At 71.5% G+C, this 22,728-nt stretch carries 19 protein-coding genes; 7 read left to right on the top strand and 12 right to left on the bottom strand.

All coding sequences use genetic code 11. The annotated features are described in order from the left end of the window. Nucleotides 1-62: 62 nt before the first annotated feature. Nucleotides 63-890, top strand: a complete 828-nt coding sequence (locus tag AB0K15_RS11430; protein WP_364048371.1) for an SDR family oxidoreductase — start codon at nucleotides 63-65, stop codon at nucleotides 888-890. 98 nt (nucleotides 891-988) lie between these two features. Here AB0K15_RS11430 and AB0K15_RS11425 read toward each other — a convergent pair whose 3' ends face one another. Then, nucleotides 989-3,199 (bottom strand): glycoside hydrolase family 15 protein, encoded by a 2,211-nt coding sequence (locus tag AB0K15_RS11425; RefSeq protein ID WP_364048369.1) that lies wholly within the window; start codon nucleotides 3,197-3,199, stop codon nucleotides 989-991. A gap of 198 nt (nucleotides 3,200-3,397) precedes the next feature. Here AB0K15_RS11425 and AB0K15_RS11420 point away from each other — a divergent pair, with 198 nt between their 5' ends. Beyond that, on the top strand, nucleotides 3,398-3,874 hold the full coding sequence (locus tag AB0K15_RS11420) for a single-stranded DNA-binding protein (RefSeq protein ID WP_364048367.1): 477 nt from the start codon (nucleotides 3,398-3,400) through the stop codon (nucleotides 3,872-3,874). Nucleotides 3,875-4,265: 391 nt separating this feature from the next. On the opposite strand, the gene AB0K15_RS11415 is transcribed toward AB0K15_RS11420, so the two are convergent. Beyond that, nucleotides 4,266-4,763: a MarR family transcriptional regulator gene (locus AB0K15_RS11415; protein WP_364048365.1), complete on the bottom strand. Its 498-nt coding sequence runs from the start codon at nucleotides 4,761-4,763 to the stop codon at nucleotides 4,266-4,268. 66 nt (nucleotides 4,764-4,829) lie between these two features. After that, nucleotides 4,830-5,192 (bottom strand): metalloregulator ArsR/SmtB family transcription factor, encoded by a 363-nt coding sequence (locus AB0K15_RS11410; RefSeq protein ID WP_364048363.1) that lies wholly within the window; start codon nucleotides 5,190-5,192, stop codon nucleotides 4,830-4,832. Nucleotides 5,193-5,258: 66 nt separating this feature from the next. Between AB0K15_RS11410 and AB0K15_RS11405 the strand changes: the two genes are divergently transcribed. The 4 genes from AB0K15_RS11405 (at nucleotide 5,259) to AB0K15_RS11390 (ending at nucleotide 9,009) form a co-directional block, all read left to right on the top strand. After that, entirely contained in the window at nucleotides 5,259-6,263 is a 1,005-nt protein-coding gene (locus AB0K15_RS11405) for a cation diffusion facilitator family transporter (RefSeq protein ID WP_364048362.1), read from the top strand. 73 nt (nucleotides 6,264-6,336) lie between these two features. After that, nucleotides 6,337-6,591, top strand: a complete 255-nt coding sequence (locus AB0K15_RS11400) for a hypothetical protein (protein WP_364048360.1) — start codon at nucleotides 6,337-6,339, stop codon at nucleotides 6,589-6,591. 965 nt (nucleotides 6,592-7,556) lie between these two features. Continuing rightward, a complete protein-coding gene (locus AB0K15_RS11395; RefSeq protein ID WP_364048358.1) occupies nucleotides 7,557-8,186 on the top strand; it encodes a hypothetical protein in 630 nt (209 codons plus the stop codon). A gap of 10 nt (nucleotides 8,187-8,196) precedes the next feature. Beyond that, nucleotides 8,197-9,009 (top strand): helix-turn-helix transcriptional regulator, encoded by an 813-nt coding sequence (locus AB0K15_RS11390; protein ID WP_364048356.1) that lies wholly within the window; start codon nucleotides 8,197-8,199, stop codon nucleotides 9,007-9,009. A gap of 174 nt (nucleotides 9,010-9,183) precedes the next feature. Here AB0K15_RS11390 and AB0K15_RS11385 read toward each other — a convergent pair whose 3' ends face one another. The 7 genes from AB0K15_RS11385 to AB0K15_RS11355 all read right to left on the bottom strand — a co-directional run bounded on the left by AB0K15_RS11385 (nucleotide 9,184) and on the right by AB0K15_RS11355 (nucleotide 17,910). Then, nucleotides 9,184-10,065, bottom strand: coding sequence for a 2-hydroxy-3-oxopropionate reductase (locus tag AB0K15_RS11385; RefSeq protein WP_364048354.1), 882 nt, complete (start codon nucleotides 10,063-10,065; stop codon nucleotides 9,184-9,186). Continuing rightward, nucleotides 10,062-10,889 carry a TIM barrel protein gene (locus AB0K15_RS11380; protein ID WP_364048352.1) on the bottom strand — a complete coding sequence of 276 codons (828 nt, stop codon included), beginning with the start codon at nucleotides 10,887-10,889 and terminating at the stop codon, nucleotides 10,062-10,064. Before AB0K15_RS11380 ends, AB0K15_RS11385 begins: the two co-directional genes overlap by 4 nt. A 97-nt stretch (nucleotides 10,890-10,986) precedes the next feature. Then, nucleotides 10,987-12,063: an acyl-CoA dehydrogenase family protein gene (locus tag AB0K15_RS11375; protein ID WP_364048350.1), complete on the bottom strand. Its 1,077-nt coding sequence runs from the start codon at nucleotides 12,061-12,063 to the stop codon at nucleotides 10,987-10,989. 116 nt (nucleotides 12,064-12,179) lie between these two features. Further along, nucleotides 12,180-13,103, bottom strand: a complete 924-nt coding sequence (locus tag AB0K15_RS11370; protein WP_364048348.1) for a 2Fe-2S iron-sulfur cluster-binding protein — start codon at nucleotides 13,101-13,103, stop codon at nucleotides 12,180-12,182. Then, nucleotides 13,100-14,881: an NAD(P)H-dependent oxidoreductase subunit E gene (locus tag AB0K15_RS11365; protein WP_364048346.1), complete on the bottom strand. Its 1,782-nt coding sequence runs from the start codon at nucleotides 14,879-14,881 to the stop codon at nucleotides 13,100-13,102. The genes AB0K15_RS11370 and AB0K15_RS11365 overlap by 4 nt, the downstream gene beginning before the upstream one ends. Before the next feature lie 10 nt (nucleotides 14,882-14,891). Beyond that, entirely contained in the window at nucleotides 14,892-16,892 is a 2,001-nt protein-coding gene (locus AB0K15_RS11360) for a molybdopterin-dependent oxidoreductase (protein ID WP_364048344.1), read from the bottom strand. 31 nt (nucleotides 16,893-16,923) lie between these two features. Continuing rightward, entirely contained in the window at nucleotides 16,924-17,910 is a 987-nt protein-coding gene (locus AB0K15_RS11355) for a 2-dehydropantoate 2-reductase (protein WP_364048342.1), read from the bottom strand. Between the two features lie 294 nt (nucleotides 17,911-18,204). Between AB0K15_RS11355 and AB0K15_RS11350 the strand changes: the two genes are divergently transcribed. Then, nucleotides 18,205-18,942, top strand: a complete 738-nt coding sequence (locus tag AB0K15_RS11350) for a GntR family transcriptional regulator (RefSeq protein ID WP_364048340.1) — start codon at nucleotides 18,205-18,207, stop codon at nucleotides 18,940-18,942. A 60-nt stretch (nucleotides 18,943-19,002) separates the two neighbouring features. On the opposite strand, the gene AB0K15_RS11345 is transcribed toward AB0K15_RS11350, so the two are convergent. Together AB0K15_RS11345 and AB0K15_RS11340 are read right to left on the bottom strand one after the other, a co-directional pair. After that, nucleotides 19,003-20,406: an OFA family MFS transporter gene (locus AB0K15_RS11345; RefSeq protein ID WP_364048338.1), complete on the bottom strand. Its 1,404-nt coding sequence runs from the start codon at nucleotides 20,404-20,406 to the stop codon at nucleotides 19,003-19,005. Between the two features lie 174 nt (nucleotides 20,407-20,580). Continuing rightward, complete coding sequence (locus tag AB0K15_RS11340) at nucleotides 20,581-22,719, bottom strand: acetate--CoA ligase family protein (protein WP_364048336.1); 2,139 nt, start codon at nucleotides 22,717-22,719, stop codon at nucleotides 20,581-20,583. Between the last annotated feature and the right edge of the window lie 9 nt (nucleotides 22,720-22,728).

The following is a 22,728-nucleotide window of genomic DNA, read 5'->3' as shown; positions in this document are numbered from 1 at the left end:
CCTGCCGGCACCCCTGTCAGCGGGGGCTGGCTCGCCGTCGATCTGCGGCAGAGGCTGGCGGCATGACACGAACCTGGTTCATCACGGGCGTGAGTACCGGCTTCGGCCGGCACCTCGCCGAACAGCTGCTTTCCGCCGGCGACCGCGTCGCGGGCACCGTCCGCCGCCTCGACTCGGTGGCCGACCTCGTCGAGTCCCACGGCTCCGCGTTCCACGTCTCGGTGCTGGAGATGACCGACACCGCCGCCATCCGCCCGGTGGTCGACGCCGCGCACGCGCACTTCGGGCGCCTGGACGTCGTGGTCAGCAACGCCGGCTACGGCCTCATGGGCGCCGCCGAGGAGCTCACCGACGAGCAGGTGCGCCACCAGCTCGACACCAACCTGCTGGGCTCCGTCCAGGTCATCCGCGCCGCCGTGGGCCACCTCCGCGCCGACGGCGGCGGCCGCATCCTGCAGCTGTCCTCGGTCGGCGGCCAGGTCGCCTGGCCGGGCGGCTCCCTGTACCACGCGACGAAGTGGGGCATCGAAGGCTTCGCCGACGCCCTCGCCGACGAAGTCGCGCCCTTCGGCATCGGCGTCACGCTCGTCGAACCGGGCGGCGCGCGCACCGAGTTCCGCTACGGCAACTCGCGGCTGGCGCCCAAGATCGACGCCTACGCCGCGTCCCCGGCCTCGCGCATCCGGCGGGTCCTGGAGGAACGCACCAGCCTCGCCATCGGCGACCCCGCCCGCATGGCGGCGGCCATGATCGCCACCGTCGGCCAGGACCCGGCGCCCCGCCGCCTGGTCCTGGGCAGCGACGCGTGGACCGCGATCACGGACGCGCTGGAGGCCCGGCTGGCGGACGTGCGGGCGCAGAAGAGCGTGGCGTTCTCGACGGACCTGTAGGCATTCGGCGAGCGCCGCAGCCGCTCTGCCGTCGCGGCCGTTCCCGCGACGTCGGGCGCGTGGTGCTCGGCGAATTCGCCCGACGGTCGCCGCGGGCCTCAGCTGCCGTACCGGTCCTTCACCACCGAAGGCGTGTCGAGGTTGCGGCCCGCGTCCATGCTCTGCGCCAGCCGCAGGTACTGGCCCTCCGCCCACATCAGGGGCGCGGCGCTGCCGGTCGGACGGCCGAGGGCGAAGCAGCCGCTCGAACGGTCCCACACCTGCTCGGGGATGAAGTAGCCGTCGTTGGCGGCGTCGGCCATGGACTTGAGGTAGACCGCGGCCGAGCGGCCGTTGGCGAGCTCGTACTCGCCACGCTCGCCGGACAGCACGGGCCACAGCCGCCCGAAGCGTGACGGGCCGCCTGCGGGCCAGCCGGTGCAGGCGGAGGTGCTTTCGCCGTAGTTGTCGTGCGGGTAGCGGTGGAAGTAGACGTCACCGTCGGGCAGGGTCACCTGCATGGGCGCGTTGCCGTCCGACGCGGCGGCCGTCGGGGCGATCGAGGCGGCGATCGTCGGGTCGGACGGCGCGCGCACGCCGAGCCGCACGAGGTCGAGGAAGCCGAAGTCGACCACGTCGTGCTCGTAGAAGCAGCCTTCGTCGAAGCAGATCTGTCCGCCGTCGTCGGGGTCGGTGCCCTTGTCGAGGCGCTCGTAGTACGTGTGGCCGCCCCAGAAACCGGACGTCGTCACGGTCCACGAGTCGAGCGACGCCCGCCAGGAGTCCGCTGTGGACTCCCACGTCGCCGCGCTCGCCGTGTCGCCGTTGGCCCGCGCGATCGCGCCGGCCGTCACCAGGCCCGCGATCTCCGCGGCGATCGACGACGGCGACTGGCCGTACTGCTCTTCCCAGCGTTCGGTCGTGGCGGGACCGCTCGTGCGCAGGTGCTCGGCGGTGACCTTGACCTTCGCGTACGTGGCGGCGTCGGTGAGACCGGTCAGCCACGCGAGCACGATCGCGTCGGCGTCCTGGTCGAGCTGCTCGCAGCACCCGAGCTGCTGGGCACTGGCGCCGGCGACGCCGCTCACGGGGCTGTAGCGCGGGAAGGCGCCGGCCGGGTACGTCGTGCCGTCACCGGCGGTCGGCGAGCCGATCCACTGCGAGCCCCACAGGAACTGCGCCATGCCTTTCGGCTGCGCGGTGTCGCCGGCGGCCAGGAGGCCGGTGGCCTGCTGGTAGAGGTCGCGGCCCCACACGCGGTGGTAGCCGTCGCCGAGGCTGTCGCCGTTCACGACGTCGCCCCACGGCGTCGCGAGCCCGGCCACGCTGGCCCCTCGGAACGTCTTGTCCTCGGCCGCGTGCAAGGCCATCGCGGCGACGTAATACGCGCGGCGCCGCTGCTGATCCCCCGCGACGCTGGCGGGCGCGGGCTTGAGGCTCCCGACGTAGCAGTTCCAGCCCGTGCGGTAGCCGGATTCGAGCGAGTCGAACCCCGCGGCCAGTGACCCGGTCGCCGCGCTCGTCGCGGCTTGCGCGGTGGAGCCGTACCCGAGAGCGACGGTGAAGGTCGTGTCCGCGGTGACCGGGATCTGTCCACACTGGACCACGTTGCCCGCGCCCGAAACCGAATCGAACCCGTTGTCCAGCGTGTGGTCGGCACGCAGGTCGACGAGGCAGTCGCTGGCGGCGCCGGAGTATCCGTTGTCGTGCGCGGAGAATCCGGTCGACACCCGAAGCGACGAGACGACGGTGGTCGTCGTGCCGAAAAGGTTCTCCGTGCCGCCGGCGACAAGGCCGCTGCCGTCCCACGAAGCGGTGTCCCCGCCCGCGCCGCCGGCCATGGACGGGTTCGCGAGCAGGTAAAGCCGGTACGTGCCACCGTCGAGCGACTGGAACCGCGTGCGGGTCACGAGCGTCGCGCGGGCCGGGTCGGTGACGTAGGTGGTGGTGATGCGGTAGCGGCCGCTCTTCGCGGTGTTGGTGACGGTGTATTCGAGCGACTTCTCGTCGGGCATCGAGACGACGTGGTTCGTCGCGTCGCGTTCGAGGTCGACGAAGGAGGAGCCATCGGTGATCACGTACTGCAGGTCCTGCGTCTCGGGGACGTCCGCGCGCGGGTAGAAGACCTCGGACGTCACGCCGTCCGCGACGGTGAACCAGACGGGGCTCTGCGTCGTCGCCGAGGTGCCGAGCGCGGACTTGTCCCCGGTGGTCCAGGACGAGGGGCCGCCGCAGCAGTCGGTCGCGGTGCCACTCGCGGGGGTTGCCGCGGTGCTCGCCACCAACGCCAGCGCCAGCACTCCCGCGCGGGCCTTCTTCCAGGTCCTCATCAGCTTCCTCTCCGCCGTCCTCCGGCCGCCCATGGTGCCGTGGCGGCGGCGGGTCCGGCCACGGCCGAAGGAAGGGTTCCGGCACACCACCTGATGGGGTGACGGCGACGGCCGGGGAAACTGTCGTACCCGGATGGTCTCCTGAATCCCGGAAGCGGCCCTCACCCCGGGGCGCCGCCGGAAACCGAGGAGAACACCATGGCCGGAGACACGGTCGTCACCATCGTCGGCAACCTCACGTCCGACCCGGAGCTGCGCTTCACCCCGTCCGGCGCCGCCGTCGCCAACTTCACCGTCGCGTCCACCCCGCGCACCTTCGACCGCGCCTCCGGCGAATGGAAAGACGGCGAGGCCCTCTTCTTGCGCTGCGCGCTCTGGCGCCAGCCCGCGGAGAACGCCGCGGAATCCCTCACCCGCGGCACGCGCGTCATCGTCCAGGGCCGCCTCACCCAACGCTCCTACGACACCAAGGAAGGCGAACACCGCACCGTCGTGGAACTCCAGGTCGACGAAGTCGGCCCCTCCCTGCGCTACGCCACGGCGAAAGTCAACCGCGCCAACCGTTCCGGGCCGCCTGCGGGTGATTCCGCGGAGAGCTCAGGTCGGTCCGACAACCCGTGGTCCCCTGCCACCTCGGTACCGGTCACGGCGGGTGCGGGGGATCCGCCGTTCTGACGTTGCGCGGGAAGGACGGAGCGCCGCGGCATGCGACCGGGACGGATGAGTTTGCGACGACGCCGCTTTGGTGTCGAGAAACCCAGTCTCAGCACCCGGCCTCGCAACCGGCGGGCTGGGGATTGAGCGCACCATCCGGCCATCGCGAAGGTGCGGCGGGCAGTTGCGGGCGCTCAGTCCACTGCAGCCGACGCCGTCACCACTGTTGGTCCGCACGGGCGGCAACGCTCGCCGGCACGGCGATGCGGGCCGTCCGGTGGCCGCCGTGCCGGATGCGGCGGTCCTGCCGTCAATTCGTGGCGGTTGCGCACCACTGTCGTGACCGGCGTCCGCGATCAGGCGCCGCCGGATCCGTCCACACAGGACAGTTCAGGCCGTCACCCACCAGACCTCAGCCGAGTTCCGCGAGCATGGCCTTGAGAATGCGGCTCAGCGTAGCCGCGTCCTCAGGGCTGGTGGCCGAGGAAAGGAGCGTCGCGAGCCCCGCGGCGTGGTCGGTGAGGGTCGCGTCGATGACGTCGCGGCCGGCCGGGGTGAGGGTGATGCGGAAGCTGCGGCGGTCGGCCGGGTCGAGGCTGCGCTCGACGTATCCCGCTGTCTCCAGGCGGTCGAGGCGGTTGGTCATGCCGGCGCGGGAGGTCATCAGCGCGGCCGAGAGCTCGGAGGGGGTGAGCGTGTAGGGCGGGCCGGTCCGGCGCAGCGCGGCGAGCACGTCGAACTCGCCGGGGCGCAGGCCGTGTTCGGTGAAGACGCGTTCCACCGCGGACTCGACCACCCGGGTCAGCTGGGCGAGCCGCCCGAACACGTCCATGGCGGACAGGTCGAGGTCCGGCCGTTCCTGCCGCCACTGCGCGATGACCTGGTCGACGGCATCGCAAGACTCACTCACACCCGAAGTCTAGGCGAACGAAAGGAGCACCCACCGCACGAGACACACCCCGAACCCGGCGCGGCCTTACCCGGCTTCACCCGCGCGGTCGGCGACCCCGAGCCGCAGGTGTTCGCTGTGGTAGACGGCTTCGTCGAGCAACTGGGCGACGTGGTTGTCGTACAGGCTGTAGACGATGCTGCGGCCGTTGCGGGTGCCGACGACCAGCCCGAGGTTGCGCAGCAGCCGCAGCTGGTGCGACACCGCCGACTGCTCCATCCCGACCGCGGCCACCAGGTCGCCGACGGCGAGGGGCTGTTCGCGCAACGCGCTGAGGATCAGCAGGCGGCTCGGCGTCGCGAGCGCCTGCAGCGTGGTGGCGACCGCGGCCGCGGTGGTCGCGTCGAGCGGTCCCGCGTGGCGGCGGCGCCCTTCGACCCCGTGTCCCATGGAAAGGAGACTAGAACACCACAGGAGACATGAACATATCTTCATGCATTCTGCTACCGTGCCGACATGGACAGCGCTGGACACGGACATGGGCATGGGCACGGCCACTGGAGCCGGCTCAAGCACGCCCTGAAACCGCACAGCCACGAGTCGGCGGAGCTCGTCGACGGCACGCTCGAGGCGAGCCGCTCCGGGATGCGCGCGTTGTGGCTGTCGTTCGCCGGGCTGCTGGCGACGGCGGTCGCGCAGCTCGTGGTGGTCGGGTTCACCGGATCGGTCGCGCTGCTCGGCGACACGCTGCACAACTTCGCCGACGCACTGACCGCCGTGCCGCTGGCCGTCGCGTTCCTGCTGGCGCGGAGGCAGGCGACGCGCCGGTTCACGCACGGGCTCGGGCGCGCCGAGGATCTCGCCGGCCTGGTGATCCTCGTGGTGATGGCCGGGTCCGCGGTGCTCGCGGGGTACGAGGCCATCGACCGCCTGCTGAACCCGCGGCCGATGACGGGGGCCGGGTGGGTGGCGCTCGCCGGCGTGATCGGTTTCGCGGGCAACGAATTCGTCGCGCGCTTCCGCATCCGCGTCGGGCGGCGGATCGGGTCGGCGGCGCTCGTGGCGGACGGGCTCCACGCGCGGACCGACGGGTTCGCCAGCCTCGCCGTGGTGCTCGCGGCGGGCGGGGCGCTCGTCGGCTGGACGTGGGCCGATCCGGTGGTGGGCCTGCTCATCACGGTGGCGATCGTGCTGGTGCTGCGCGACGCCGCGCGCGAGGTGTTCGGCCGGCTGCTCGACGCCGTCGACCCGCACCTGGTGGACGACGCCGAGCACGCGCTCGCCGGGACGCCCGGCGTGCTGGGCGTCGACGTGATCCGGCTGCGCTGGATCGGCCACACCCTCGCGGCCGAAGCCGAGGTGTCGGTCGACCCGGCCCGCACGCTGGCCGAGGCGCACGGCATCGCCCACGCCGCCGAGCAGCACCTGGCGACGGCCTTGCCCCGGCTCACCCGGGCGCTGATCCACGCGCACCCGGCGCATGACGTCAACGTCGTGCCCGCGGGCGTCAAGGAAGCGTGAGCGCCGGGGACGAGCCGCGCGGTGCCGTCGCACGCTGGGGTTCGTCAGGTGACGCGTGGGAAGAGGGCGTGCGGTGAGTGATCTCGGCGGTTCGGTGCTGCTGGTGGGCGTGTTCATCGCCTTCGCGGTGGTCCTGCGGGCCTTGCAGTGGTGGCTCGGCCGCGACCGCGGTCTGGCGCACACCCAGCAGCAGTGCTCGCCACACCAGGCCTCGCGCCCCTCGCGCCCCACAACCACCGCGATGCCCCGCGCGACGCCCGGCGCGGCCCAATACCAGCCGAACAGCGTGCTGAGCAGCAGCCCGGCCGGCAACACCGCCGAGAGGTAACCCGAGCAACAGCACCTGCTGGGAGCCGGCCACGACACTCGCGGAACCGCGTTCGCGGTCGGCCCTGCGCTGCGCACTCGCCAGCACCGGCATGACCGACGGCGACACCGCCGCCTGCACGGTCCCGACGGTCCGGTGCCCCGCCCTCGCTCCCCCGCACAAACCCGGCGGCGCCGGCCACGACATTGGCGGCCAACGCGAAGAACGACACCACGATCACCTTCAGCGCGGCGCGCTCCCGCCGCTGCGGATCCGGCCCGGCGAACTGCCACGCCACCGCCGCCGCGGACGCCACCTCCCCCGCGGAATCCAGCCCGAACCCCACCAGCGCGCCGAACTCGCCGTCTCCCCCGCCACCACGACCTCGACCAGGTTGTGCCAGTCCTCGCAAACAGAACCGGCCGCAACCGCGGACCGACGGTCGGCAGACACTTCCAGTGCAGCGGAACAGCAGCCGACTCCCCCTTGGCTCCCGGCGACACTCGCCGCCTCCCGGGCGCGTCTCGCTGCCGATCGGCGGCCTCCACCGCGGGCCTGCTCCCAGCCGAAACCTCCCGCTCGCGAGTCATCGGGCGACCTCCGTGGCGGCCACGTCCGCGGTCGGGCAGTCGGCTGCCGGGGTGACCATGACGAACTGCGTCAGTTCGGCCGGGCATGGGCCAGGCGGGGTTGGCCAGGGCCCACCGGACTTGGCGGCCCTCATAGACGGCGATGAGGAGGACGCGGCAGCGCGTCAGGCGGCCAGGGCGCGTCCGACCCGGATGAGGACTGATTCGCGAATTTCACAGCCCAGCCTGCGCCGACCAGCACAGACACCGCTCATCTATTCGCCAGCCCCGGCCAGCACTCCCGGAACACCCACGACCGTTCACAACCGACCAGACCACGGCAGCAGCGAACCCCGAACCCCGTAAGATCCCCAACCTGTCCGGAAAACCCGCGGAGTCCCCAACGCAAGGAGACCGATGTCCTCGACCGTGTCGGCGTCCACTGGGGTTCGGCGGGGTGCGGCGCGCGTCGCGACGGAGGTGTTGGCGCCGTGGGTGTGGGTGCTGGGCTTGCCGCTCGCGGTGGCGTGGGAGGTGACCGGTCACCGGGTCGGGGCGGCGGTTCTGTGGGGGCTCGTCGTGGGCGTCACGGGGTCGTTGATTCCCATGGCGGTCATCGTGCGCGGGGCGGGGCGTGGGAAGTGGGACTCGCACCACGTGACGAACCGGGCGGGGCGGGTGGTGCCGTTCGCGGTGTGCCTCGGCTCGCTGGCGGCGGGGTTCGTGGTGCTGATCGTCGGCGGGGCGCCGGACGAACTGATCGCGCTGACGGCGACCGAGCTGGCTTGCCTGGTGGTGGCGGTCGCGATCACGTTCGGGCTGAAGTTCAAGATCTCCATCCACGCCGAGGTCGCCGCGGGGGCGACGGTGATGCTCGTGTGGGTGTACGGGCCGTGGCTGCTCTTGCTGGTGCCCTTCGTGCTGTGGGTCGCCTGGTCGCGCGTGGAGCTGGGTGACCACACGGCAGCCGAGGTGGCCAGTGGCGTTTTCGTGGGCGCGGTGGTGGGCGGCGCCGTCTACTTCGGACTCCTGGCCGCGCTCTCGTAGACTGTCGGGCGTGGCCAACCTCCTCGGCGACTACCTCCGGGCGCGGCGCCAGCTCGTGTCGCCCGAAGACGTCGGCCTGCCCGCCGGCGGGCGGCGGCGCGTGCGCGGCCTGCGCCGCGAGGAGCTGGCGCTGCTGGCCGGGATCAGCAGCGACTACTACATGCGCCTCGAGCAGGGTCGCGACCAGAACCCGTCCGCACAGGTCCTCGACGCGCTGGCCCGCGTGCTGGGCCTCGACGACGACGCCACGAACCACCTCCACAGCCTCACCGCCCCCGCGCCCGCCGCCGGCGTGGGCCCCGCTCCAGTGGTGCCGCCGAGCATCGCCGAGCTGATCGGCACGTGGCCGGCCACGCCCTCGTATGTGCAGGACCGCCTCACCAACGTCCTCGCCGCCAACGCCGTCGCCGCCGCGCTCTCGCCCCACTACGCGGCCGGCCACAACCTCCTGCGCGCGGTGTTCCTCGACCCCGCCGAGCAGGACTTCCGCGTCGACTGGGACGAGATGACGGCCGACGGCGTGGGCGGCCTGCGCGCCGCACTCGGCCGCGACGTGGGCGACCCCGCCGCCACCGAGCTGATCACCGAGCTCTCCGCGAAGAGTGAACGCTTCCGCGAACTGTGGTCCCGCCACGACATCAAGCCCCGCACCGGCCACCTCGTCCGCTTCCGCCACCCGGCCGCCGGCCGCCTCGACCTCCACAGCGACAAACTCACCCTGCCCGGCCCCGACGCGCTGTCGCTGGTGGTCTTCCACGCCGTTCCGGGCAGCCGCCACGCCGAGACGCTCGCCTCGCTGGCCGACCTCGTCGCCAGCCAGTAACCGCGGACGAGCACTGCCGCGGGCGGGTCCCGCACCCCCCCGGGCCTGCCCGCGGCAGGGACCCAGCTCCCGAACTCCTTCACCACGTCGGCCTCACGCTCGATCACGACCCCGACGAGAACCGGCCGGCGCTTGCTCGCTCGTCAGCGTCAGCGCCGGCGCTCCGGGCCACGGTCAGCGCTCGCGGCCGGACAGCTCCTCGACGACCTTCAGCAGCGCCGAGTGGTCCAGCGACCCGTGGCCCATGGCACGCCCGGCGGCCACGAGCTGGGCGACCAGCCCGGTCAGCGGCAACGCGACGTCCGCCTGGCGCGCCGCCGCGAGCGCGATGCCCATGTCCTTGTGGTGCAGATCGATCCGGAACCCCGGCTGGAACTGCCGCGCGACCATCGACTTGCGCTTGAGCTCCAGGATCCGGCTGCCGGCGAGCCCGCCCGCCAGCACGTCGAGCCCCGTGCCCGCGTCCACCCCGGACGCCTCCAGCAGCACGATCGCCTCGGCGACCAGCCCGTAGATGCCGCCGACCACGAGCTGGTTGGCCGCCTTCACGACCTGGCCCGCGCCATGCGGTCCCACGTGGACGATCGTCTTGCCCAGCACCTCGAAGATCGGCCTGGCCGCCTCGAAGTCCTCGGCTTCGCCACCGACCATGATGGACAGTGCGGCCTGCTCCGCGCCCGCCTGGCCGCCGGAGACCGGCGCGTCGAGCACCCGGATCCCCTTGGCGCCACCGGCCTTCGCGACGGCGATCGACGTCTCCGGCCGGATGGTGCTCATGTCGGCCAGCAGCGCGCCCGGCTTCACGACGTCGAGCACCCCGCCTGCCGCCAGCACCACCTGCTCGACCTGCGGGTGGTCGGGCAGCATCGTGACCACCACTTCCGCCTCGGCCACCGCGTCCGCCACGTCGGACGCCGCGCGCCCGCCCGCCGCCGTCAGCTTCGCCAGCGCGGCGGCGCTCAGGTCGAAGCCGCTCACGTCGTGTCCCGCACCGGCCAGGTGCGCGGCCATCGGCGTGCCCATCACGCCGAGGCCGATGAAGCCCACCTTGCTCATTTGTCTCCCCTTCGCTCTTCCGGCAGCCAGGCCAGCGACTCGAGCGTGGGACCGTCCGGTTTGTACTCGATCCCCACGTGCCCGCGGTAGCCCGCCGCCTCCAGCTTTTCCAGGTGTCCCTCGAGGTCGAGCTCCCCCGTGCCCGGCTGGTGCCGGCCCGGCGCGTCGGCGATCTGCACGTGCCCGGTGCGCGGGGTGTACCCGGCGATCACGGAATCGAGGTCCTCGCCGTTCACCGCCAGGTGGTAGAGGTCCGCGAGCAGGCGCACGTTGCCCAGCCCCAGCCGGTCCATGACCGCCACGGCGTCCGCCGCCGTCTTGAGCGGGTAGGCCGGGGTGCCCGACAGCGGCTCCAGCACCAGCTGAGCCCCGATCTTGCCCGCCGCCTCGGCGGCCGTGGCCAGGTGCTCCAGGGCCAGCGCGTCCTGTTCGGACGGTGCGACGCCGTCGAGCCGGTTGCCGTACAGCGCGTTGAAGCTGCGGCAGCCGAGCCGCTCCGCGATCCCGACCGCGATGGTGAGGCTCACGGCGAACTCCGCCTCGCGCCCGACCCACGACACGAGCCCGCGCTCGCCCGCGCCCATGTCGCCGGCGAACAGGTTCAGCCCGGTGAGCTGCACCCCGGCCTGTTCGATGGAGCGCACGAACTTCTCGACCTCGACCGGGCGCGGGTCGGCGCCGTCGAACGGCCACCAGTACTCGACCGCGGTGAAGCCCGCTGCCCGAGCGGCCTGCGCGCGCTCGAGCAGCGGGAGCTCGGTGAACAGGATCGACAGGTTGGCGGTGTAGGGCAGCGAGTGCCGCACCCCGGCGGGACCGGTCATCGGATACCTCGGCTCATCGGATTGCTCTGACCTCGTAGTTTCGCATCATGGAAGTTTTCTTCCGTATATCGAGACTAGCCGTCCGAGCTGTGCCCGGTCAACGGGCCGCGGACACTTCGCGGCCGACGAGGTCGCCACTCGCGCGGGCGGCGAGGTCCACCACGGTGTCTACGGTCGGCTCCAGCGCGCAGTGCGCCCGCGCGTCGCGGAAGCAGCGTTCGAGCACCGGGTCGCCCGGGTAGCCCGAGCACAGCCGCAGCGCCGCCTCGGTGGTCGCCGTGACGGTTTCCGCGGCGGCGAGCCAGAGGTGGAAGAACTTCGGCAACGCGTGCGCGGGATCCCAGCTGTACGTGGCGAACGCGTCGGCGGCCAGCACCCGCACGGCGGAAGCACGCAGGCGCAGGCGAGCGAGATCCGGTCCGGACCCGTCCCGCGAGACCCGTTCGATCGCCGCCTCCGCGAGACCCAGTGCGACGGCCGCGCCGAGGCCGAGGAACCACGGCAGCGCCAGATCGAGCACCACGTCGGCTCCGTCGCCGTCTCGTCCGAGGACCGTGTTTTCCGGCAGCTGCACAGGATCCGCGCACACGGTGGTGGTCGCGCTCGCCCGCAGCCCCAGGCCGCCACCGGCGGCGGGGACGAACAACCCGGGCGCGTGGCCAGGCACGAACCACACGGTCGCGGCACCCCGGCCGCTCGCCGGCCGGCTCGACCACACGTAGCTGTCGGCCTCGCCCGCCGCGACCACCCCGGCCTTGCGGCCGGTCAAGTCGACGACCCCGCCGTGGGAACCGGCCACCCCGTCCGGCGCGAGCAGGCGGCTGCCGGGCCTCGCGTCGACCAGCGCCAGCGTGCTGAGGTGGCGGCCGGAGGCGAGTTCCGCGCGCACGGACGGGTCCGCGTGCGCCTCCAGCACCGCGACCGCCGCGAAGTGCGAACGCAGCACCGTGGCCGTGCTCGCGCACGAACGCGCCACCACTTCGACCACCCGCGCGGCCTCGGCCAGTCCGTGGCCACCCCCGCCCAGCCGCCGCGACGCCGTCAGCGCCAGCACGCCCTTGCGGCTCAACGCGGCCATCGCCCCTCGCGGGAACCGCGCGAGCCGGTCGGCCTCGCCCGCGGCCGGCGCGACGACGGAGGTCACGACTCGGGAGATTTCTTCGACAGAAGGCACCATTGCCCCCTTCGCTGAGGGTGTTCGGAAGGAAAAGAGCGCACGGGACCCGCCGTCCGCGCGTGTCGGCCGGGGCGGGGTACGGCGGGTCCGGGGCAGGCGGGCCGGGGCCGCCGTCAGGTGTTCTGCACGTGCTGCCAGCCGAAGCGGCCCTTGATGCAGAGGTTGCCGTGGGTCACGGAGCTGTCGTGCGGGCTGGTGACCTTCACGATCTCGTTTTCCTGCACGTGGAGCGTGAGGTTGCAGCCGACCCCGCAGAACGTGCACACCGTGGTGGTCTGCGTCTGGGCGGACTCGTCCCAGCTGCCGTCCTCGCGTTTGTCGTGCTCGGCCTTGAAGCTGAGCGCGCCCGTGGGGCAGACCTCGACGCAGTTTCCACAGTAGACACACGCGCTCTCCGGCAGCGGCGTCGCGAACTCCGTGGAGATCCGCGCGCCGAATCCGCGCCCGGCCACGGAGATGGCGAACGAGTTCTGCCACTGGTCACCACAGGCATCCACGCACTTGTAGCACAGGATGCACTTGCCGTAGTCCCGGACATAGAGCGCGTTGTCCACCTTGACCGGCTGGCGCACGGTGGCCGCGGTGAGCCCGTCGACCGGCTCGTGCTCGCCCGGCACCGCGTCGTCGCGCTCGTCGGAGGCCGGCGCCGGCGGGCCGAACCGCTCGGGGTCGGCGCCCGTCTCCGCGATCCAATCGGCGACGCCGGGGGTGGTCGAGAGGTCGGTGGCCGAGCCGAGCAGCTCCAGTACCACCTTGCGGCTCGTCCGGGTGCGCTCGGAATCCGTGTGCACGACCATGCCCGGCTCGGCCTTGCGCGAGCACGACGGCACGAGCGTCCGCGAACCCTCCACCTCGACCGTGCACACCCGGCACGCGTTGGCGGGCTTCAAGGTGTCGCCATAGCAGAGCGTCGGGATCTCTTTTCCCACGGCCGAACACGCGTCCAGAATCGTCGCGCCCTCGGGCACCCGGACGGTCTCACCGTCCACAGTGAACTCGACCAGCCGCTTCGGCAGTCCTATCTCGATGACCGTCATCGCTGTCCTCCGTCCAATGCGCCCAGCCGCTCGACGGCCGACTCGATCGCGTTCCACGCCGTCTGCCCCAGCCCGCAGATCGACGAGTCCCGCATCACCTGTCCGACCTCCCGCAGCAGCGCGAGATCGTCGGCGCCGGTGCTCAGCTTGCGGCCGCCGACGATGCGACTCACCGCCTCCTCCTGCCGGACCGTCCCGATGCGGCAGGGCACGCACTGCCCGCACGACTCGTCGCGGAAGAACGACGCGATGCGCAGCAGGAACCCGCCGAGGTCAGCCTGGTCGTCCAGCGCCAGCACGACGCCGGACCCGAGCGTGGTGCCGGCGGCCCGCGCGTCCTCCATCGTCAACGGCAGGTCGAGCTCGTCGGGCCGCACGAACCCGCCGGCCGCGCCACCCAGCAGCACCGCCCGCAGCTCACGGCCCTCCGGCACTCCCCCGGCCAGCTCCAGCAGCTCGCGCAGCGTGGTACCGAACGGGACCTCGTACACGCCGGGCTTGCGCACGTTGCCGGACAGGCAGAACAGCTTGGGCCCGGCCGAGGACTCCGTGCCGATCTCCCGGTACGCCGCATACCCGGCAGTCAGGATCAGCGGCACGTTGACCAGGGTCTCGACGTTGTTGACCACCGTCGGCTTGCCGAACAGGCCCTGCTCGGTCGGGAAGGGCGGCTTCGACCGGGGCTCCCCGCGGAAGCCCTCGATCGAGTTGAAGATCGCCGTCTCCTCGCCGCAGATGTAGGCACCGGCGCCGCGGCGGATCTCGATGTCGAACGAGAACCCCTCGTGGCCCATGATGTCCACGCCGAGGAACCCGCGCTCACGGGCGACGTCGATCGCGTGCTGCACCAGCCGGCGCGCGCGGGGGTACTCGCCGCGCAGGTACAGGAACCCTCGGGTGGCGCCGGTCGCGAACCCGGCGATCGTCATCGCCTCGACCAGCGCGAACGGGTCGCCCTCCAGCAGCACGCGGTCCTTGAACGTGCCGGGCTCGCTCTCGTCCGCGTTGCACACCAGGTAGTGCGGCAGGGCGGGCTGGCGCGCCGCGCCCTCCCACTTGCGCCCGGTGGGGAACGCCGCGCCGCCGCGGCCCATCAGCCCGGAGTCGGTGACCTCGCGGATCACGCCGTTCGGGCCGAGCCGCAGCGCGTTGCGCAGCGCCGCGTAGCCACCGGTGGCGCGGTAGTCGTCGAGGCTCTCCGGATCGACCGCCCCGACCCGGCGCAGCAGCCGCAGCGATTCCCGGTCCGTCTGGTGCAGCACCGGCGCGGCGCCCTCCGCCGGGGAGGGAGAGCGGCGCGCGGCCAGCACCACGGAGGCGCCGGTGGCGGGCGCGAGCAGTTCGCTGCCCGGCGGGTCGCCGGCCTCGAACGCCAGTGCCGCGGGCGCCTTCTCGCACACCCCCAGGCACGGGCTGCGCAGCCACGTGACTCCGCCGCGCGCCTTGCCCGCGGGCCCGACGTGCTCGGTGAGCGTGTCGCACACCGTGTCGGCCCCGTTGACGCGGCACGCGAGGTCGGTGCACACGTGCACCACGCGCTGCGGCCGTTCGGTGAGCGAGAACAGCGAGTAGAAGCTCGCCACGCCGTATGCCTCGGCCGGCGGCACGTGCAGCTTCTCGCAGATGTAGTTCAGCGCGCCCTGGCTGATCCAGCCGACGCGGTCGTTCACCGCGTGCAGCGCGGGCAGCAGCTGGTCGCGGGCCGCGCCCTCGGGCAGCGCGTCGACGGCCGCGCGTTCTTCGAACGACGCCTTGGCATCGAGGAACTGGAGGTCCATCCCCGCCCCCTCAGCCCGCGACCGCGTCGAGCGGTGTCTTCCGGGGCCCAGCCCCGGGCCCCAGCCGGGGGGCAAGCCCCCCGGAACCCCCCGAAGGCAATTTATCCACGCGGATGGCAGCGGCTTTGTACTCCGCGGTGCCGGCCACGGGGTCCGTGGCCTCGATGGTGATCACGTTGACGTCGATCTCGTCCGGGAAGTGGAACGTCATGAAGGCCAGGCCGGGGCGCAGCCCCTCGTCGATCCGCACGGGCGCGACGATCGCGCCGCGCCGCGACGAGACCTGCACCATTTCGTCCTCCACCACACCCAGCTGCGCGGCGTCGGCCGAGCACAGGTCGAGCGTCTCGCCACGTCGGCGCGGCGACGGGAACCCGCCCGACTGCACGCCGGTGTTGTACGAGTCCAGGCGCCGGCCCGTGGTGAGGCGCAACGGGAACTCGTCGTCGAGCACGTCGACCGGCGGGCTGTGGCGCAGCACCGTGAACGGTGCCGGACGGCCGCGCTCGGCCGGGTCCTCGGCCCACAGCCGGCCGTGCAGGTACGACGGCTCCAGCGTGTCCTCGCTGTAGCACGGCCACTGGATGCCGCCGAGCTCCTCGAGCCGTGCATAGCTCATGCCGGCGTGCATCGGCGAGAGCGACCGCAGCTCGTCCCAGACCTCGCGGCCGTCCTCGCCGCTGTAGTGCCAGTCGTGGCCCAGCCGGCGGGCGAGCTCGCAGAGCAGCTCGATGTCGTCGCGCGCCCCGGCCGGCGGGTTCACCGCCTTGCGCACCCGCTGCACGCGCCGCTCGCTGTTGGTGAAGGTGCCGTCGCTCTCGCACCAGGCCGCCGACGCCGGCAGCACCACGTCGGCCAGCTGCGCGGTCTTGGTGAGGAAGATGTCCTGCACCACCAGGTGCTCGATGTTCGACAGGCGCTTGATCGTGTGCTCGCAGTCGGCCTCGGACTGCACCGGGTTCTCCCCGATCACGTACACGCAGGTGATTCGGCCGTCCTCCATCGCCTCGAGCATCTGCGTGAGGTTCTTGCCCTTGTACGGCGGGATGTGCGAGCCCCACGCCGCGTCGAACTTCGCGCGCACGGCCGGATCGAGGATGTCCTGGAACCCCGGCAGCCGGTCGGGGATCGCGCCCATGTCGCCGCCGCCCTGCACATTGTTCTGCCCGCGCAACGGGTTCAGCCCGGCGCCGTACCGCCCCACCTGCCCGGCCAGCAGCGACAGGTTGATCAGCGACAGCACGTTGTCTGTGCCGTTGTGGTGCTCGGTGATGCCCAGCGTCCACGACATCTGCCCGCGGTCGGCGCGGGCGTAGGTGTGGGCGAGCTCCTTGATGAGCTCGGCCGGCACCTTCGTGACCTGCTCGGCGACCTCGAGCGTCCACGGCTCCACGGAGGCGGCGAACTCCTCGTAGCCTTCCGTGGCCCGTTCGATGAACGTGGTGTTCGCGAGTCCGGAGTGGATGATCTCCCGCGCGATCGCGTTGGCGAGCGGGATGTCGGTGCCGACCTCCAGCTGCAGCTGCCGGTGCGCCCACTTCGCCGTGCTCGTCTGACGCGGATCCACCACGAAGAGCTTGGCTCCCTTGTGGACGGCCTTGAGCACGTGCTGGAAGAAGATCGGGTGCGCCTCGCGCGGGTTGCCGCCCCAGATCACGATCACGTCGGCGTCTTCGATCTCCGCGTACGACGACGTGCCGCCGCCGCTGTCGAACACCCGCGCCAGACCCGCCACGCTGGGCGCGTGGCAGGTCCGGTTGCACGAGTCGACGTTGTTCGTGCCCATCACCGCGCGGGTGAACTTCTGGGCCACGAAGTTCATCTCGTTCGTGGCCCGCGCGCAGGAGAACATGCCGAACGCCTCGGGGCCCTTCGTCTCCAGCGTGCGCCGGAACCCCGCGGCGGCGCGGTCGAGCGCCTCTTCCCACGTCGCCGGCCGCAGCACACCGGAGTCCCGCACCAGCGGTTCGGTCAGCCGGGCGTACGGCGTGGTGTCCTTCCTGCGCTTCATTCTCTGCCTCCAGCAGGTGGTGGGATGGGTGTCAGCCGACCGGCACGGCGGTGGCCGTGCGGTTCAGCAGGCCGATGGCCGCGTGCACGTGGCGCAGCGCGGGCGCGGGCACCCCGGTGAGCTCGGCCAGCTCGACGACGGCGCCGATGATGGCGTCGATCTCCAGCGGCTTGCCGGCTTCGAGGTCCTGCAGCATCGACGTCTTGTGGTGCCCGACGCGCCAGGCACCGTCGATCCGCTTCTCCACGGAGACCTGGGGATCCGCGCCCGCGGCCCGGGCGATCGCGAGGGTCTCGGTCATCATCGTGGCCACGAGCTCGCGCGTGTCGTCGTGCTCGCACATCTGCGCCATCGTCGCCCGCGTCAGCGCGCTCAACGGGTTGAAGGCGACGTTGCCCATGAGCTTGACCCAGATGTCGTCGCGCAGGTTCGGTTCGACGGGCGCCTTGAGGCCGCCCTCGACCATCGCCTCCGACAACGCGACGCAGCGGGGCGAGACCCCGCCCGCCGGCTCCCCGAGAGAGAACCGCGTGCCCTCGAGGTGGCGGATCACGCCCGGCTCCTCGATCACGGTGGAGCAGTAGACGACGCACCCGATGGCGCGCTCGACGGCCATCACCCGGCTGGTCTCGCCGTCCGGGTCGACGGTCTCGACCCGGTGGCCCTCCAGGGGGTGTCCGGTCAGGCCGTGGAAGTACCACCACGGGATCCCGTTCTGCGCCGCGACGAGCGCGGTGTCGGGGCCCAGCAGTGGTTCGAGCAGCGGGCCGCTGCTCGGATAGGAGTGGGCTTTGAGCCCGAGGAAGACGAAGTCGACCGGGCCGATCTCGGCCGGGTCGTCGGTGACGTGGGGATGCGCGGTGAAGTCGCCGCGGGGGCTGAGCACCCGCACTCCGTGTTCGCGCATCGCCTCGAGGTGCGCCTTGCGCGCGACCAGATGGACCTCGGTGCCGCCTCGGTGCATGGCCGCACCCACGTAGGCGCCGATCGCGCCCGCGCCCAGAACAGCAACCCGCATGGTGTGCCTCCCGCTCGGTCGAACACAGCGATTGCATACAGTATCCCGTGAAGTCCTCAGGCGCCAGGATCCGGTGATGGAATTCGCCGATGGCACCCGGGCGGAGCAGGACCACCCGGTACTGATTGTCATTTCAGGCGTGTCCGATTGATCCACTTCGGGTGAGATCCAGGCCACAGAGTGAAGAGTTGGGATTTTGCATACCAAAACCTGTATCCTCGGGGCAGCTCCACGAACTCCCCCGGTTTCCCCGCATTCGCGCGGACCGCGTCAACTCAGACCTCGAGGTGCCTCGTGACCCAGACCGCCTCTCCCCTGCCCGAGCGCGGGCCCACCGGTCGGCGGACGGCCAAGGGTTCTCTCGCGGCCAAGTCCGCCCAGCGCGTGGAGCGGCCGGCGCCGCTGCGCCAGGTCGTGTACGACGCGCTGGCCGAGCTCATCATCAACCGCACGCTCGAACCCGGGCAGCACCTCGTCGAGGCCGACCTTGCGGAGTACCTCGGCGTGAGCCGCCAGCCGGTCCGCGAAGCGCTGCAGCGTCTGCAGACCGAGGGCTGGGTCGACCTGCGGCCCGCGCAGGGCGCCTTCGTGCACATGCCGACCGACGAGGAGGCCGACCAGCTGCTCGGCGTCCGCGCGGTGCTCGAAACCCACTCGGCGCGGCTGGCCGCCGGGTGCGCGACCGAAGCGGACGTGGCCCGGCTGTGGGAGCTGCAGAACGCCGGCCTCGAAGCGCTCGCCGCCGACGACAGCGAAGGCCTGGTCTCGGCCAACGCCGACCTGCACGCGTTCCTCACCGAGCTGACGGGCAACGCCGTGCTGGCCGAGCTGATCGGGCTCGTCGACCGCCGTGTGCGCTGGTACTACACGCCGATCGCCCGGCCCCGCGGCCACGACGCCTGGCACGAGCACGCCGAGCTGATCGAGGCCGTCGCGGCGCACGACGTCGAGAAGGCGGAGAAGATCATGGCCCACCACACGGAACGCACGCGCCAGGCGTTCCACGAGCGGCCCGAAGCAGCCCGGGAGTGACGGGGCGGGCGTCAGCCGCCCCCTCACTCCCGGGCCCTGTACCGAAAACCCCGGCAGGCGTCAGCTGCCGGCGCTCCCGGTGGCCGGTGAGGCCTGCGCGACCGCGCCGGTCTGCTCCGAGGCGGTCGGGCCGCTTCGGCGGCCCGGCTGGCGCAGGAACAGCACCATGACGGCCGACAGCAACGCGATGCAACCGGCCAGGATGTAGGCACCGGTGTAGCCCCACGCCGCGATCACGCCCGCGGCGAGACCACCACCGCCGACACCGCCGATGAGCTTGGCGCTGTAGACGAGGCCGTAGTTCGTGGCGTTGTGGTTCTCACCGAAGTAGTCCGGCACGAGCGCGGCGAACAGCGGGTAGAACGCGCCGCTGCCGAACCCGGTCAGGACCGCGAACACCATGAACCAGAACAGGCTGTGCGTGTTGCCCGACCACATCACGCCGAACTGCGCGACCGCCGCGATCACGAGCACCCAGAACAGCGTCTGCTTGCGCCCGATGCGGTCCGACGCCCAGCCGACCAGGCCGCGGCCGACGCCGTTGACGATCGCGAGGATGCCGGCCGACGAGGCCGCCACGAACGCACCGAAGTGGCTCTCCTCGGCGAAGGGCACCTGGAAGTTGATGCCGAACAACGACACGCCGCCGATCACGATCAGCGTGACCCACATCAGCGGGAGCATGCCGGTCTTGATCGCCTCCATCGGCGTGAACTGCCGGACGGCCGGCGGGTTCTTCTCCAGGCTCTTGGCGCTGCCCGCGGCCTTGCCCTTCAGCCAGGCGATGGGGTCGACCTCGGACGGCCACCAGTTCTTCGGCGGGTCCTTGAACAGGAAACCGCAGATCCCGACGACCAGCAGCATGTAGAGGCCGATGGCGTCGAGCGTGACGGTCAGGTTCTCGTGCCCGAGGAAGGCGCTGAACAGGTAGATGAACGGCACCGAACCGTAGGCGAACCCGCCGTTCACGAAGCCCGTGCGGGCACCGCGCTTCTCGGGGTACCACTTGCCGACCATGTTGATGCAGGTGGCGTAGACCAATCCGGCGCCCGTGCCGCCCAGCACGGAGTACCCGATGAAGGCGAGCACCAGGTTTCCGCTGTGCGCGATGGTGAAGTAGCCGATCCCGGAGAAGAGCGCGCCGACGAGCATGGCGGTCTTCGCCGAGACGATGTTCTTCTCGCGCAGCCGGCCGGCCGGGAACGCGACCCCGGCCTGGAACACGGCCCAGATACTGGCCAGCCAGAACGCGTCCGACAACGACCAGCCGTACTTCTCTTCGAGCGTGCCTTCGACGGCTCCCCAGCCGTACTCGAACACGCTCACCGCCATCATGGCGACCCACGGCAGCCAGACCATGAATGCGCGTGAGCGGCCCATGATGTCTCTGGGACTCTCACCGATCCGGTACTTGCGTCCGTTGTCGTCGACGATCTCCTGGTACGTCGGTAGGGCTGCGGTCATGAGAGTTCTCTTTCGTCAACGTTGACTTCGGTTCCCTCTGAGTGGGGTGGCTCCTTGTCCCCCGCCGGGCGCGACCGCGCGCGCCCGGCGCTTCCTGCGTGTGCTCGTGTCCCCCGCGTGGCCGACGGCTAGGTGTCCGGCAAGATACGCCTCCTTCCCTCTCGCCGGAAGTGATCAGCCGAGCAGCCCGGCCGACCGCGCCCAGCGGTACTTGGCACCGAGTACCGCCACCGGCTTCTCGGTCGTGTACGGGTAGGCGACGATCCCGTTGGCGTAGAGGTGGTCGCTCGCGGCCTCCACCTCGACGTCCCCGGACAGCGAAGCCACCACCGGCTTGTTGATCCCCTTGCGGCGGAACTCCTCGACCACGTCCACCACGAGCTCGGCGAACACCATCGGCGGCGTGACGATCGTGTGCCAGTAGCCGAGAATCAGGGAGTGGATGCGCTCGTCCGAAAGGCCGAGCGCGATCGTGTTCCGGTACGTCGACGGCGGCTCGCCGCCCGTGATGTCCACCGGGTTGCCGGCCGCGCCGAACGGCGGGATGAATTCGCGGAACGCCGCGTCGAGGTCGTCGGGGATCTCCATCAGCGACAGGCCGTTGTCCACGCAGGCGTCCGACAGCAGCACGCCCGAGCCGCCGGCACCGGTGATGATCACGACGTTCTCGCCCTGCGGCGTCGGCAGCAGCGGGATGCCGCGGGCGTACTCCAGCATGTCGTTGAGCCCCGGCGCCCGGATCACCCCGCTCTGGCGCAGGATGTCGTCGTAGACCTTGTCGTTGCCGGCCAGCGCGCCGGTGTGCGAGCTGGCCGCCTTCGCGCCCTGCGAGGTACGCCCGGCTTTCAGGACCACGACGGGCTTCTTCGCCGAGACCCGCTTGGCGGTCTCCGCGAACGAGCGGCCGTCCTTGAGGTCTTCGAGGTGCATCGCGACGAGCTGGGTGTTGTCGTCGTGTTCGAAGAAGGTGAGCAGGTCGTCCTCGTCGATGTCCGCCTTGTTGCCCACGCCCACGATGGACGACACGCCCATGCCCGCCGACCGGCTGAAGCCCAGGATCGCCATGCCGATGCCGCCGCTCTGCGAGGAGAGCGCGACACCGCCCTTGACGTCGTACGGGGTGCAGAAGGTCGCCGACAGGTTCTCCGGCGTGTAGTAGTAGCCGTAGATGTTCGGCCCGAGGATGCGCACGCCGTGCTTGCGCGCGATCGCCACGACCTCGTCCTGCAGCTCGATGTTCCCGGTCTCGCCGAACCCGGACGGGATCAGGATCGCGCCGGCCACGCCCTTTTTGCCCGCTTCTTCGAGCGCGGCGGGCACGAACTTCGCCGGGATGGCGAACACGGCGACGTCCACGTCCCCGGGTACGTCGGCGATGCTCGCGTAGGCCTTGCGGTCCAGGATCTCCGACGCCTTGGGGTTGATCGGGTGGATCTCCCCCGCGTACCCGCCGTTGACGAGGTTCTTCATCACCGAGTTGCCGATCTTGCCGGCCTCGGCCGAAGCCCCGATGACCGCGACGGCGGCCGGCTTCATGATCCGGTTCATCGACGCGAGGATCTCCTCCTGCGTGAACCGCACCGGCTCCTTGGCCGCGTCCGGGTCGACCAGGATGCGCACGTCGACCGCGGTCGCGCCGGCGGCCGTGGCGAGCACCGGGTTGAGGTCGACCTCCGCCAGCTGCGGGAAGTCCGTGACGAGCTGCGAGAGCTTGTTCACGATGCCCGCGAGCGCCTTCTTGTCCACCGCCTCGCTGCCGCGCACCCCGTTGAGGACCTCGGCGGCGGCGATGCCGTCCACCATGGACAGTGCCTCGTCCTCGCCGGTGGGGGCCAGCCGGAAGGTCACGTCCTTGAGGACCTCGACGAGCACGCCGCCGAGCCCGAAGGCCACGATCTTGCCGAAGGTCTGGTCGGTGACCGACCCGATGATCACCTCCTGGCCGGTGGTGAGCATCTGCTGCACCTGCACGCCGACGATGCTCGCCCCGGCGTTGTACGCCTTGGCATTGGCGAGGATCGTGGCGTACCCGTCGGCCACCTGCTCGGCCGTGCGCAGACCGACGAGCACGCCTCCGGCCTCGGTCTTGTGCAGGATGTCGGGCGACACGATCTTCAGCACCACCGGCAGGCCGATCTCCTGCGCCTGCGCCACGGCCTCGTCGGCCGAGGTCGCCAGGCGCTCGGCCGGGGTGGGGATGTCGTAGGCCTCGCACACCGCGCGGCCTTCGGGGGCGGTGAGGGACGAGCGTCCCTCGGCCGCCGCCTTCTCCAGGATCTTCTCGACCGCAGCGCGGCCGGTTCCCGTGGTCATCCAGCTTCT

This window comes from Amycolatopsis sp. NPDC049253 (genome assembly GCF_040678995.1).
In the GTDB taxonomy this organism is placed as follows: Bacteria; Actinomycetota; Actinomycetes; order Mycobacteriales; family Pseudonocardiaceae; genus Amycolatopsis.
The sequence above is the reverse complement of the archived record's forward strand: the minus strand, read 5'-3'. Positions and strand labels throughout refer to the sequence as shown.

Bases quoted from the DNA above. Each gene is read 5' to 3' on its own strand.
- AB0K15_RS11430 (WP_364048371.1), top strand. From the start codon at position 63: ATGACACGAACCTGGTTCATCACGGGCGTGAGTACCGGCTTCGGCCGG.
- AB0K15_RS11425 (WP_364048369.1), bottom strand. From the start codon at position 3,199: ATGAGGACCTGGAAGAAGGCCCGCGCGGGAGTGCTGGCGCTGGCGTTG.
- AB0K15_RS11420 (WP_364048367.1), top strand. From the start codon at position 3,398: ATGGCCGGAGACACGGTCGTCACCATCGTCGGCAACCTCACGTCCGAC.
- AB0K15_RS11410 (WP_364048363.1), bottom strand. From the start codon at position 5,192: ATGGGACACGGGGTCGAAGGGCGCCGCCGCCACGCGGGACCGCTCGAC.
- AB0K15_RS11405 (WP_364048362.1), top strand. From the start codon at position 5,259: ATGGACAGCGCTGGACACGGACATGGGCATGGGCACGGCCACTGGAGC.
- AB0K15_RS11395 (WP_364048358.1), top strand. From the start codon at position 7,557: ATGTCCTCGACCGTGTCGGCGTCCACTGGGGTTCGGCGGGGTGCGGCG.
- AB0K15_RS11385 (WP_364048354.1), bottom strand. From the start codon at position 10,065: ATGAGCAAGGTGGGCTTCATCGGCCTCGGCGTGATGGGCACGCCGATG.
- AB0K15_RS11380 (WP_364048352.1), bottom strand. From the start codon at position 10,889: ATGACCGGTCCCGCCGGGGTGCGGCACTCGCTGCCCTACACCGCCAAC.
- AB0K15_RS11370 (WP_364048348.1), bottom strand. From the start codon at position 13,103: ATGACGGTCATCGAGATAGGACTGCCGAAGCGGCTGGTCGAGTTCACT.
- AB0K15_RS11365 (WP_364048346.1), bottom strand. From the start codon at position 14,881: ATGGACCTCCAGTTCCTCGATGCCAAGGCGTCGTTCGAAGAACGCGCG.
- AB0K15_RS11360 (WP_364048344.1), bottom strand. From the start codon at position 16,892: ATGAAGCGCAGGAAGGACACCACGCCGTACGCCCGGCTGACCGAACCG.
- AB0K15_RS11355 (WP_364048342.1), bottom strand. From the start codon at position 17,910: ATGCGGGTTGCTGTTCTGGGCGCGGGCGCGATCGGCGCCTACGTGGGT.
- AB0K15_RS11345 (WP_364048338.1), bottom strand. From the start codon at position 20,406: ATGACCGCAGCCCTACCGACGTACCAGGAGATCGTCGACGACAACGGA.
- AB0K15_RS11340 (WP_364048336.1), bottom strand. From the start codon at position 22,719: ATGACCACGGGAACCGGCCGCGCTGCGGTCGAGAAGATCCTGGAGAAG.